Source organism: Phytohabitans houttuyneae (assembly GCF_011764425.1).
GTDB lineage: Bacteria > Actinomycetota > Actinomycetes > Mycobacteriales > Micromonosporaceae > Phytohabitans > Phytohabitans houttuyneae.
In genome coordinates this window covers 313,337-325,610 of the sequence record NZ_BLPF01000005.1, presented here as the reverse complement: position 1 = coordinate 325,610, position 12,274 = coordinate 313,337, and the positions used below count along the sequence as shown (strand labels likewise).

Here is a 12,274-nt window from a genome sequence, read left to right as displayed (position 1 = left end):
AGCTACGCGGACAAGCAGGTGCCGTCCGAGCGGCGGCCGGTGGCCTGCGGGCCGGCGCCGACACCGCCCTCCACCCAGCCGACCAAACAGCCCGCCCCCGCGCGGACGCCGTACACGATGGTGCCGAACGGCGCCGGGTCGTACAGGCGGGTCGGCCGCACCACCGGCCCGGTGAAGCCCGCCTCGATCAGGGCGGCCCGCAACGTCTCGGCGGTGGGTGGCACCGCGAAGACACACGACTCGAGCTCGGTGCGGCACTGGGCGCCGAGCTCGTCCTCGAAGGCGGCGCGCAGCCGCTGGGCGAACCGAATGGCGGTGTCGCGGTCGATGTTGGACAGCGGGCCGCGGGCGGCGCGGTCGTCGGCCAGGCGCTGGCAGTACGTGTCGCCGGGCCGCTCCACGCAGGCCAGCAGCTGCCTGCTCTGCGTCACCGCCGGCTCGCCGGAGGTCGCGGCGCGCACCAGCGGTACCGCCAGCGCACCGCCGCCGGCCGCCAGCAGCACCACGCACAGCGCCAGCCACACCCACCGCCCCCGCCGCATCGGCTCAGGTTAATCCGGGCCTCGCCCGCGTCGGTGGCCGCCCGGGGTAGCAGAGTGTTGGCCATGACTGTTGACGTTGCGCCGCCGCGCGGCGGGCCGGACCGCAAGCGTGACACCCTCGCGCGGCTGGAAAACGACATCGACGTGTGGGTGGCGACCGCGGCCCCGGACGGTGCGCCTTACCTGTTGCCGCTCTCGTTCGTCTGGATCGGCGGCGGCCTGCTGCTGGCCACCCCGGAAAGCAGCGCCACCGGCCGCAACCTGCGCCGGTCCGGCGTGGCACACCTCGCGCTCGGCCAGACCCGCGACGTGGTGCTGATCGAGGGGACGGTCGCCGCGTACAGCCGCGAGCAGGTGCCGGCCGACTTCGCCGCGCAGTTCGCACGGCGGCACTGGGACGCGCGCGAGAGCACCCCGCCGTACGGCTACTTCCTCGTCACGCCCCAGCGCATCCGCGCCTGGCGGGAGGAGAACGAGCTGGCCGGGCGCGAGATCATGCGGGAGGGGCGGTGGCTGGTGTGACACCCGTGCGCGCCGGGATCATCATCCTTCCCGACCAGCGGTGGGCGGTGGCGGCCGGGCGGTGGCGGCGGGCCGAGCAGTACGGTTTCGCGCACGCCTGGACGTACGACCACATCGGCTGGCGGGACCTCGTCGACGGCCCGTGGTTCGACGCGGTGCCCACGCTGGCCGCCGCGGCCGGCGTGACCTCACACATCCGGCTGGGCACGATGGTGGCCTCGCCGAACTTCCGCCACCCTGTGCACTTCGCCCGCGAGGTGACCGCGCTGGACGACATCAGCGGGGGTCGCCTGACGCTCGGGTGGGCGGGGGTGGCGTGGCCGGCTTCGACAACACGGTGCTGGGTGGCGAGGCGCTGGCGCCGCGGGAGCGGGTGGACAGGTTCACCGAATTCCTGACGATCCTCGACCCGCTGCTGCGCGGGGAGGCCGTCACCTACCGCGGCCACTACTACACGGCGGTCGACGCCCGCGGTACCCCTGGCTCGCTGCAGTCGCCCCGCGTCCCGCTGGTGGTGGCGGGCCTGGGCCCGCGCTCGATGCGGCTGGCCGCCCGCTACGGCGCCGGCTGGGTCACCACCGTCGGCCGCCTTGAGTCGCTGGACGAGTGGTGGCGCAAGGCCCGCGAGGCGGTCGCCCGCTTCGAGGAGGTCCTGGCCGCCGCCGGCCGAGATCCGTCCACTGTGGACCGATACCTGTCGCTGGACTCGTCACCGCGGTACTCGCTGACAAGCGCCGCCTACTACGCCGAGGCGGTGGGCCGGGCGGCCGAGTGCGGCTTCACCGACGTGCTCTCGCACTGGCCGCGCGCGGACGGCTGGTACGCCGGTGACGAGGCCGTCCTCGACGAGGTCGCGGCCACCGTGCTGGTTCCGTGAGGTTTGGCCGTTGTGTCGGTACGAATGCCACAAAAGGGTTAGCTTGGGGGCAAGTGCTGGGCTGGCGCCGCTGGCCCGGATAAGAGGGCCGGAGGAGGTAGCGATGTCACGTCAGCAGTTCGCGTTCGCCATCGGGTTCGCCGTGGTGGCGGTGTGGGCCGCGGCGGGATTCGGTGCCGCCGTGGCCGCGGTGTTGGCAGGCGTGGCCGGCTTCATGATCGCCCGGGTGCTCGACGGCCAGGTGGACGTCGGGGAGCTGATGGACCGGATCGGGGCCCGATCACACCGTTCGCCGCGCTGAGACCGGCCGACACCGGCAAGGTCAACCGACGGGGGATCGAAGACATGGCGGAGACTGATACCAACGCGATGACGAACACGGGGACCGCCACGCGGACGCAAACCGGCACGTCCGGACGCACCGGCACCACGGGCGGCGGCCTCGAGCCGGCGCGCTCGCAGCTGGTGACCGAGGAGGGCAAGACCCGCATCGCCGAGGGCGTGGTCGCGAAGATCGCCGGCCTGGCGGCGCGCGAGATCCCCGGCGTGCACTCGATGGGCACCAGCATGTCCCGCCGCATGGGTCAGCTGCGCTCGATGATGCCGGGCACCGCCGACGCGACCCGCCAGGGCGTGGCGGTCGAGGTCGGCGAGAAGGAAGCCGCGATCGACCTGGACGTGGTGACCTGGTACGGCCAGAGCATCGTCGACGTCTGCGACGCGGTGCGCCGCAACGTCAAGGACCGGGTGCAGACCATGACCGGCCTGCGGGTCGTCGAGGTCAACATCACCGTCGACGACGTGTACGTCGAGGGTGAGCAGGACGAGGAGAAAGAGTCCCGGGTCCAGTGATCACGCAACCCCGGGAGCTCGCGCTGGCGGTGCGGGACGCGGTCACGGCCGTACCGGGCGTGCGCCAGGTGCGCGCCGGGTCGGCCGTCGAGGTCGCCACCCAGTACCCGGGTGGCAAGGTGTCCGGTGTGCGTGTGTCCGGTGAGACGGTCGAGGTGCACGTGGTGGTCGGCCGGTTGCCGCTGCAGCCGGTCGTTGGCCAGGCCCGCGCCGCCGCCCGCGCCGTGCTTGACCGGTACGGCGACCCGCGGCCGGTCACCGTGGTGGTGGTCGACGTGGCGGACGACGCGTTCGCCGGCGCCGATACCAACGTGTCCCTCGCCGCCGGCGCCAGCGACGTGGCCCGCGCCATCGCCGCCGGGGCGCTGCCACCATCCGGGCGGGGGTGAGCCGTGCCGATCGTCAACCGGATCGCCTCGCTCTTGCTCGGCCTCGCCCTGCTCGCGGCCGGCCTGCTCGCCGTCGTGGAAGCCGCGCTGGTCGGCCTGGACCGCCCGGCGCTGTGGGTCCCCCGCGACGACTGGTACGCGCGGCTGACCACCACCGGATGGCGCGACAGCAGCGTGCTCTTCGTCGCCGTGGTGGCCGGCGCGCTCGGCCTGCTCATCCTGCTCGCCCAGCTGCGCCCGTGGCGGCCGGACCGCATCGCCACCTACCCCCACGCGGACAGCGCGGACGGGGCACAGGACCCCAGCTGGTACCTGCAGCGCCGCTCCGTCGAACACCGCCTCGCCGCAGCGGCCGAACGGGTGCCCGGCGTCCGCGACGCCCAAGCGGTGGTCCGCGGCCGCCCGCGCCGGTGGCGAGCCGCGGTCAAGGCGGCCGGCGACCGCGAAACCAGACCCGACGTGGAACAGGCCGTGCGCGCCGAACTGGAACGGATGTCCGCGCCGGACACCGTCCGCCTCGGCGTGTCCCTCACCCGGATCAGGAGGGTGACGTGACAAACGCCGCTAACCGTACACTGTGGACGATCATCGGTGTGCTGCTGCTCGCCGCCGGCGTGGCCGGGATCCTCGCCTACTACAACCGCTTCTTCGGCGTCACCCTGCCGTCCGCGGTGCTGTGGCCCGCGTTCGTCGACTGGTGGCGCGACATCGACCCGTGGGGCCCGATCATCGTGATCGCCGCCGGCCTGCTCGTGGCCTGGCTCGGCCTGCTCCTGCTGCGCGCCGAACTGCGCACCACCGGACAGCGCCCCCTGCCCGACCTGCACACCGACGAGCCCCTGGGCACGGACGCCGACGACGCGGTGGGCGGCCGCACCACGGTCCGGGCCGACGCCCTGGTGCGCGCACTGCGCAGCGACCTCGCCCGCCAGCACGGCATCCACGCGGCCAAGGTGAAGATCGGCGGCACGCCCACCGTGCCCCGCCTGGCCGTCCGCCTCGACCTGCCCGCGGACACCCAGATGACCCGCGTCCGCGAGACGGTGGACGCCGCGGTCACCCGCTTCACCACGACCAGCGGCCTGCAACTGACCAGCACCGAAGTCACCAGCCGCATTACCGACGCCAGCCCTCGCGTCCGCTAGAGCGGCGGCCCCTGCCCGCGCTCGGCGCCACGTGGGCGCCCGCCAAAATCCAACCCAGACAGCTGCGAGCTACCGCGACGTCCGCGGTGGTCCGGACCGTTGCTCCCGCGGCCTCACCCTCCGCGGTCGGCCGAGCTCACCCCAAACGTCGCGCTGGGCCTGGCTCCGCGAAGCGCCGTGATCTGCCGTAGCCGGCCGTGGGAGGACGATGAGGTCTGACCGCCTCGCGGCCTCGAGCTCGCACCGTCGGCACCGGCGTTCGCATAGCTCAAGTGCCCCACCGGCGCAAAGCGGCCGGCGTTAGAGGTGAGCTGCCACTGTGCCGGCGGTTGCCGCCTCACCTTCCGCGGTCGTCCAGCTCAGCCCAAGAGCCCGCTCCGGCCGATCTTGGCAAGTTGGCGTCGAAATATCGCGCTAACTCACCAAGATCTCGAAGCTCACACCACCTGCACCTGATCGACAGTCACCGACCGCGACGGTGCCGAAATGCGGGGAGACTCGCGCACTCCGCCCGCCTGGTCAATGCCTACCCGCAAAACCAGCCACTGCGGCGCGGGCACCGTGAGCTGGGAAGACACCGAAAGCTGTCGCTTGGCCAGCAATCCAACTCGAAAAGTCGAGGCGATGCGGTCTGACCGCCACGCGACCGAGCCGCGCCGCCCGCACCGGCGTTCGCGCAGCTCAAGCACCCTAGCGACGCAACGCGGGCCGCGGGAGTTGTGCGGCGGTGGCACAATCCCGCAGATGCCCGGGCCCGCTCAGTCCTCTGTGGAGGATCTTGTGGCACCTCGATCGCGCACGGCCGCCGCCACCATCCCGCTCACCGCTGCCATCCCGCTCGCCGCCGCGGCAGCGCTCGCTGCCGTCGCGCTGCTGGCCCCGGCGGCCGTAGCCTCGCCCGCGCCGGTCACCCCCAGCGGACCGCCGCCCGCGGGCGGGTCCGTGACAGCCGAGGTGTGCGCGATCAGCGGGTACGCGCCGCAGGGTGAGGACGGCGCCCGTGACCTGCGCACGACGCTGCGCGCGCAGACCGCCGGCAACATGGGCGGCACGCGGCTGGAGAGGGCCGACACCTGGGTGGTGCCGGACGGTGGCCGGCCGGTCGTGGTCGTCGACTCGGCCACGCCGCTCGCGAGCGGGTCGGCCCGCGCGTACCTGTTCGGGCTCGACTTCCCGATCGAGTCCGGCACCGGCACGGCCCGCGACCGGTACGTCAGCACGACCGAGATGCCGCACTTCGGGCCGACCGTGCGGGTGGTCGGCGTGCGCGCCGGTTCCAACGCCTGCGACGGAAGCCTGGTGCTGATGGCGGACCGCAGCGTGTTCTCCACCCGCCTCGGGCAGGCGGGCGTGGCCGCCGGTGCGCTGTTCGGGATCCTGCTGGTGCTCGTCGCCCGCGGGCGGCGGGGCGGCTGGGCGCAGCGATTCGCGATGGCGGCGCCGTTCGGGCTGCTGGCCGGGGTGGGCGAGGCGGCGGTGTTGCAGGAGTCCGGCGTGATCAGCCCGTTCAGCCTGGTCGGGTGGCTCGTGCCGCTCGCCGGCCTGCTGCTGGCCGCGCTGCTGCCGCTGACCCGCCGCCGCGCGTCGCGGACCGTCGCGACCGCGCACACCGCGCTCGACCCCGCGTGGCAAGCCCCCGCGCACGTGCCGCTGGGCGACTACCGGGCGGACGGGCCGTTCACCCGCACGGCGGTGGCGCAGGTCGACCGCGGCACCCACCGCGAGACCGGCGAGCGGGTGCTGCTCAAGACCGTGCTGCCGGAGCTGGCCGCCGACCCGGACGCGGCCGCCCGGCTGGTCCGCGAGGCCGGCGTGCTGCGGCGGCTGGACGATCCGCACTGCCTGCGGCCGGTCGCCGAGCTGTCCACACCGGACGGTCCGCCGGTGCTGGTCACCGAGTACGTCGACGGCGTCACCGCCCGCCAGGTGCTGACCGACGGCATGCCGCTGACCGGGCCGCAGGCCTGCACGGTGATCTCCGGAGTGCTGGAGGGCCTGGCCGCGGTGCACAGCGCCGGCCTCGTACACCGCGATGTGCGGCCGGAAAACATCTACCTCGACGCCGATGGGCGGGTGCTGCTGGCCGGCTTCGAGCTCGCCGCGCCCGGCGAGGAAAACGCGCAGGTGGCTCAGGGCGTCCCGCCGTACGCGGGCCCGCAGCAGCGGCGCGGCGAGCCGATCGACGGCCGCGCGGACCTGTGGTCGGCCGGCGCGGTGCTGGCCGAGCTGCTCACCGACGCAGTGCCCGTGGTCACCGACGACGCCTCGCCCGTTCTGCTGGCCGGCGGCGACTACGACCTGGCCGCGCCCATCGCCGACCTGATCGCACAGGCCATGGCGACCGACCCGGACGCGCGGCCGGCCACCGCCGAGGACATGCGCACCGGCCTGCGGGAGGCGGCCGCGGAGGCGTACGGGCCGGACTGGATGACCATCGGCGCGCTGACCGGCGCTGTCGTGTTCCCCGGCGGGTTGCTGGCCGCCGGCGCAGCGGCCGGAGCAGCCGGCGCGACAGGGCTCGCGGTCAGCGGTACCAGCGCAGCCGCCACCGCGGGCTTCGGCGCCGCCACACCTGCCGCGGCCGGCGCGGCCATCGCGACCACCGGGATGGGCCAGGCGGTACACACCGCCGCCGGCGCGGCCGGCACGCCGCTGGGCAAGATCGGCGCGATCGTCACGCCGGTGCTCGCGATCGCCACCGTCGCCGCGGTCGGGCTCTCCGGCGCCGCCACCGCCGCACCCCCGCCCAGCGCCGACGTGATCACACCGGAGGCGGCACGGGTGATCTTCGTGCGGACCGTCGCCCAGGCCAGGAGCGGCTCGCTGGTACACGTCGACGAGCCGCTGCGGGACTTCGTGACCGACACGTTCGCGCAGGTCTTCCCGGCGCCGCAACACCAACTCTCCGCGATCACCGTCGGCGTGCCGCGCGGCCAGCGCTCCTACCCGGCGTACTTCATCGCCACCGCCCGCGTCGCCGGTCCCGAGCGCGTCACCCACCTGGTGGCCCGGTTCGTGCGCGCCGCCGCCGACCAGCCGTGGCTGATGACGAGCCTGAGCAGCTGGGACGACCGCACCGTCGCCGCACCCACGCTCGACCCCGACGGCTACCTGGCCACCCCGCCGCCGTTGACCGACCTGATCGCCGACCCCGCCCGGCTGCCCGACCTTTACGCCGACTGGTTCCGCCGCTCCGAAACCGCGAACCGGGTGGTGACCGACCCGCTGCTCACGCTCGCCGGCGGCACGTCGTTCTTGAAGGAAGCCGCCCAGACCGAGCATTTCCCCGCGGCCCCCAACGACCGGGGTACGTCTCGACGCGCTACAGCCCGGCCGCGCGCGCGGTGGCGCCGGAGCTCATCCCGTTCGCGGACGGCACCGTGCTGGTCAGCTTCGACCTGACCGTGCAGGAGACGGTCTGGAACAGCTCCGCCCGGCGGTCCGGCAGCTGCGAGCAGGCGTACATCCAGGTCAGCGACCGCACCGGCCGCTTCAGCCGGCTCGACATCAACTGGCTTGTGGACGTGCAGGCCTGGGTGCCGGTCCGGGGTGCCTCCACCGCCGAACTGGCCAGTGTGGACGACTCCTGGTACCTCATGGACATCACCGGCACCCAGCGCTGCTGAGCGCGTGCTGGCGGCCCGCCAGTACGCTTCCGGGCGCAGACCATTGTCCGAAAGGGGCGGCGGTGGCGGAGCGGACGTTCCAGATCCAGCTGGAGGGCCTCATCCAGCTGTTGGCGCAAAACCTGTACGCGGACCCGGACGTGTTCCTGCGCGAAATGATCCAGAACGCGCACGACTCGATCCAGCGCCGCGCCGAGCTGGCCGCCGAGCGCGGCGAAAGTGACCTGCCCTCACCGCGCATCCAGGTCGCCGTTGACAAGAGCGCGCAGACCATCGACATCTACGACAACGGCTCCGGCCTGACCGAGCAGGAGATCGACAGCTACCTGTCGACGATCGGCCGCTCCGGCACCGACGAGCTGCGCCGGCGCATCGTCGAAGCCGACCGCAGCCGGACCGTCGAGCTGATCGGCCAGTTCGGCATCGGCCTGCTCAGCGCGTTCATCGTCGCCGAACGCGTCACCGTCCTGACCCGGGCCGCCGGCTCCGGCGCGCTGCGCTGGCAGAGCCAAGGCGGCGGCAGCTACACCGTCGAGCCGGCACAGCGCGCCCAGGTCGGCACCACCGTCACCCTGCACCTGCGGGCCGGGCACAGCCGCTACCTCGACCCGGAGCGGCTGCGCTCGATCATCCGCACCTACGCCGACTTCATCGGCATCCCGGTGTACGTGGGACAGGACGCCGAACCGGCCAACGCGATCACCGCACCCTGGCACCGCACGTACGCCTCGCCAGAGGAGCGCGACCGCGCCTACCACGACTTCTGGGAACGCAAGTTCCTCACCGAAACCTCGCTGTACGTCTTCGCCGTCGACGAGGCCGTGCAGTGGGACGACATCTCCCGCCCCGACGGCAAGGGCCGAGGCCGCGTCCGTGGGGTACTGGCCATCACCGACCGGCACGTGCCCGACGTCAACGCGCGCGGCACCGTCGACGTGTACGTCAACCGGATGTTCATCGGCGCCGCCAACCGCGAGGTGCTGCCGCCGTGGGCGCGGTTCCTGCAGGGTGTCGTCGAGTGCAACGAGCTGACCCCGAACGCCGCCCGCGACAACGTCGTGCGCAACGCCGCCCTCGCCGCCGTACAGCAGGCCCTCGGCTGGCTGATCGTGCGGGAGCTGACCGAGCTGTCCCAGCGCCAGCACCAGCGGTTCATCGAGATCATGCGCTGGCACTCGTACCACGTGCTGGCCATGTCGGTGCAGGAGGAGCACGAAGACTTCTTCCGCGCCGTCGCCGACCTCATGCCGCTGGAAAGTGACCAGGGACCGATCACGGTCTCGGAGTACCTGCGGACCGCGCCGCGGCGCACCGACGGCTCGCAGCTGGTCTACTACATCACCGAACGCGGCTCCTCCAACCAGTACTTCCTGCTGGCCAGCGCCCGCAACATCCGCGTCTTCAGCTGCGCAGAGCCGTTCGCCGAGCGCTTCCTGCGCCGGTACGCCCGGACCTGGCCGCAGCGGGTCCACCTGAGCCGCCTCGACGTGGCCAGCTCCGAGACGATCTTCGAGCCGCTCGCCGGCGACGAGCACGAACGTTTCGCCGAGCTGCAGGCCGCCTACGCGCTCGTCTTCCCGGACATGCGCTGCGTGGCGCGGGTCAGCAGGTTTCGGCCGGCCGAGGTGCCCGCCGTGCTCACCGAGACCCGCGACAGCCGCAGCCGGCGGGAGATGGAAAACGTCGCCGGCGACGTGGCGCTGCCCGGCTTCATCCGCGACCTTGTCAAAGGCTTCCTGGCCGAGGAGCGCGAACCGCTCGCCCTGCACCTCAACGCCGACAACCCCACCATCCGCAAGCTCGCCGCGCGCGGCAACCTGCGCGACGAGATCAGCCGCCACGCGCTCGTCTCGCTGTACAACAACGCGCTGATGCTGCTCGCCCCCGCGCTGCGGGTGCAGGACGTGCAGACCATGTTCGAGCAGTACAACCAGGTCATCGAGCGGATGCTGTCCCTGGCCGAGGAGCAGGCCACCTACGAGCGGCTCTCCAACGCCCGCCAGACGGAGCTGGAAGAGCTGCGCACCGCGCGCAGCGCCGCCGACGACGTCGACCCGTACGTGTCCTGCTTCGTCGCCATGCCCTTCAGCGACGCCCGTGCCCGCGAGATCTACGAGGCGGTGCGCGCCGTCCTCGAGGACAAGCCCTACTTCTGGCGGGTGGTGCGCGCCGACGACAGCGTCGAACGGCCCGGGCTGTGGGCCAACCTCAAGACCAAGATGCTGCGCGCCCACTGCTTCATGGCGATCCTCACCAGCGACATCAACCCCAACGTCATGATCGAGATCGGCCGGATGGAGGCGATCGGCCGGCCGCTGCTGCTGCTCCGCGACGCCGCCGCTCCCCCACTCCCGGCCGACCTGCACGGCCTGCTGTACGAGCAGCTGCGCGCCACCGGCACCGACCTGCCCGCCGAGGTGCGCGAGGTGCTGGCCCGCCAGGAGTCACTGCGCGCGCTGACCGGCCGCGACCGGTACCTCTCCGAGGCCGTGCTCATCCGCGACGCCGGCCTGAACGAGCAGGTCAGCCGCGAGATCACCCGCCGGTACCCGACGTGGCAGGGCTTCCTGGACGCCGACCCGCAGGCGGTCGCTCACGCGGTCGGCCTGCCCCGCCGGCTCGTCGACGCCGTGAAGGAGACCCTCGCCAGCCTGCCCGCGGGACGGAGCTGAGCGGCGGTGGCAGCCACCGCCAAGAGCGCCCGGGCGGTCGCGCTCTTCATCGACGAGGCGTGGGACGCCATCGTGCAGGGCCGCTACCCGCAGGTGGTGGCCGCCGGCGAACGCGCGGTGCGCGCCGCCGAGCAGCTCGACGACCCGGCCCTGCTGGTACGGGCGCTTGAGGTCACCGAGGTCGGCCTGCTCGCGCTCGGCGACTCCACCGGCGCGCTGGCCCGCTGCACCCGGATCCTGACCCTGGCCGAGGACGCCGCGATCGCCCCGCGGCTGACCGGCCGCGCAGCCCAGTCGGTCGGCCAGGCATACGTCGACTGGGTCGATGCCGCCCTGAACCTGACCGGCATCCCCTGGCGCGACCTCTTCGGCGTCCTCGACGCCGCCGACCGGTGGCTGGTCGCCACCGGCCACACCGACTGGCGCGCCGCGGTGCTGCACACCCGCGCCCTCGTCTACCGGCGCCTGGGCGACCTGCCCGCCGCGATCGCCGCCGCCGAGGAGTCCCTGGCCGCCTACCGGCCCGGCATCCCCGGCACCAGCGTCAGCGGCCACCGCATCTCGCTCGCTGACTACCTGCGCTACGCCGGCCGGGGCAGCGAGTCCGTGCCGTACTACCAGGCCGTGCTCGACGACCCCGACAGCAGCTCCCACGCCCGGGCGCTCGCGCACATCGGCCTGGCCTACTGCGCGATGGACACCGACCACCCGGACGACCGCGCCGCGATGCGCCGGCACGCCGCCACCGCCGTCAGCCTCGGCGAACACCTCGGCGAGGACATGATGTGCGTCGCCCTGGACGTGTCGGCGGAGGCCTACCGGCAGTGCGCGGACCTCGACACCGCCTGGCAGACCGCCACCCACCACCTGGAGGTCGCCGCCCGCGTCGGCGGCCACTACCGTCCCTACTACGCCACCAAGACCGCCGTCGACATCGCCCTTGACCGCGGCGAGCTCGACACCGCCCGCCAGCTGCTGGCCGACCTCGACAAGCACGCCGCCGCCCTCGACGCCGCCGCCGGCAGCACCACGCGCGCCGACGACACCGCCTACCGCCACCGCCGCCTGGCCAGGCTGGCCGCCGACATCTCCTGACCGCGACGCCGTTTCCAGCGGCCTTCAAAGACCCAATGCTCAAACAGCTGCGTGCTACCGCGATGTCCGCCGTGGTCCGGACCGTTGCTCCCGCGGCCTCACCCTCCGCGGTCGGCCAGCTCACCCCAAAGGCAAGCTCCCGCTCCACGCCGGCGGCCCACTACACACCAGCTGCCGACCAGCGGCTCACGCGGGCCCCGTCATCCTGTCTCTCATCGCCACGACCGCGGCCGCACCCCGGAGCACGAGCACCGATCGAGGACCGGCGGGCATCACCGCAAGCCCCTGACGGCCGTCACCCCGGACGGTAACGGCGCCGGCTCCGCGGGCGGGCGTCCCGCAGCATCACCGCGAGCCACCGGACGGCCGTCGCCCGGACGGTAACGGCGTCGGCTCCGTAGGTGGGCGCCCCGCAACGTCACAGCGGGCCACCGGACGGCTCCACCCCGGACGGTAACGATGCCGGCTCCGCGGTTGGGCGGCCCGCGCTGTCACCGCGAACCACCCCACCGAACCCACGCCGGCCAGTAACGGCGTTGGCTTTGTGGTGGGCG

General features: G+C 73.2%; 12 protein-coding genes and 1 pseudogene. 11 read left to right on the top strand and 2 right to left on the bottom strand.

What is annotated here, in order from left to right:
* Positions 1-2: 2 nt before the first annotated feature.
* Positions 3-542, bottom strand: a complete 540-nt coding sequence (locus Phou_RS50185; protein ID WP_173072043.1) for a hypothetical protein — start codon at positions 540-542, stop codon at positions 3-5.
* A gap of 63 nt (positions 543-605) precedes the next feature.
* Here Phou_RS50185 and Phou_RS50180 point away from each other — a divergent pair, with 63 nt between their 5' ends.
* From Phou_RS50180 to Phou_RS50150, 7 genes and pseudogenes are all read left to right on the top strand, one after another.
* Entirely contained in the window at positions 606-1,064 is a 459-nt protein-coding gene (locus Phou_RS50180) for a pyridoxamine 5'-phosphate oxidase family protein (RefSeq protein ID WP_173072041.1), read from the top strand.
* 5 nt (positions 1,065-1,069) lie between these two features.
* Positions 1,070-1,941: pseudogene (locus Phou_RS50175) on the top strand (LLM class flavin-dependent oxidoreductase).
* Positions 1,942-2,044: 103 nt separating this feature from the next.
* Positions 2,045-2,242 (top strand): hypothetical protein, encoded by a 198-nt coding sequence (locus Phou_RS50170; RefSeq protein WP_173072039.1) that lies wholly within the window; start codon positions 2,045-2,047, stop codon positions 2,240-2,242.
* Between the two features lie 44 nt (positions 2,243-2,286).
* Positions 2,287-2,793, top strand: a complete 507-nt coding sequence (locus tag Phou_RS50165) for an Asp23/Gls24 family envelope stress response protein (protein ID WP_218579675.1) — start codon at positions 2,287-2,289, stop codon at positions 2,791-2,793.
* Entirely contained in the window at positions 2,790-3,182 is a 393-nt protein-coding gene (locus Phou_RS50160; RefSeq protein ID WP_173072037.1) for a hypothetical protein, read from the top strand. The genes Phou_RS50165 and Phou_RS50160 overlap by 4 nt, the downstream gene beginning before the upstream one ends.
* A 3-nt stretch (positions 3,183-3,185) precedes the next feature.
* Entirely contained in the window at positions 3,186-3,737 is a 552-nt protein-coding gene (locus Phou_RS50155) for a DUF6286 domain-containing protein (RefSeq protein WP_173072035.1), read from the top strand.
* A complete protein-coding gene (locus tag Phou_RS50150; protein WP_173072033.1) occupies positions 3,734-4,327 on the top strand; it encodes a hypothetical protein in 594 nt (197 codons plus the stop codon). Before Phou_RS50155 ends, Phou_RS50150 begins: the two co-directional genes overlap by 4 nt.
* Before the next feature lie 437 nt (positions 4,328-4,764).
* Here the strand turns inward: Phou_RS50150 and Phou_RS50145 are convergent, their stop codons facing one another.
* On the bottom strand, positions 4,765-5,016 hold the full coding sequence (locus Phou_RS50145; protein WP_173072031.1) for a hypothetical protein: 252 nt from the start codon (positions 5,014-5,016) through the stop codon (positions 4,765-4,767).
* 55 nt (positions 5,017-5,071) lie between these two features.
* Here Phou_RS50145 and Phou_RS50140 point away from each other — a divergent pair, with 55 nt between their 5' ends.
* The 4 genes from Phou_RS50140 (at position 5,072) to Phou_RS50125 (ending at position 11,720) form a co-directional block, all read left to right on the top strand.
* A complete protein-coding gene (locus Phou_RS50140; RefSeq protein WP_173072029.1) occupies positions 5,072-7,729 on the top strand; it encodes a serine/threonine-protein kinase in 2,658 nt (885 codons plus the stop codon).
* Entirely contained in the window at positions 7,672-7,953 is a 282-nt protein-coding gene (locus Phou_RS50135) for a hypothetical protein (protein ID WP_173072027.1), read from the top strand. The genes Phou_RS50140 and Phou_RS50135 overlap by 58 nt, the downstream gene beginning before the upstream one ends.
* 62 nt (positions 7,954-8,015) lie before the next feature.
* Positions 8,016-10,625: an ATP-binding protein gene (locus Phou_RS50130; RefSeq protein WP_173072024.1), complete on the top strand. Its 2,610-nt coding sequence runs from the start codon at positions 8,016-8,018 to the stop codon at positions 10,623-10,625.
* 6 nt (positions 10,626-10,631) lie between these two features.
* Positions 10,632-11,720 (top strand): tetratricopeptide repeat protein, encoded by a 1,089-nt coding sequence (locus tag Phou_RS50125; protein WP_173072023.1) that lies wholly within the window; start codon positions 10,632-10,634, stop codon positions 11,718-11,720.
* Positions 11,721-12,274 lie beyond the last annotated feature (554 nt).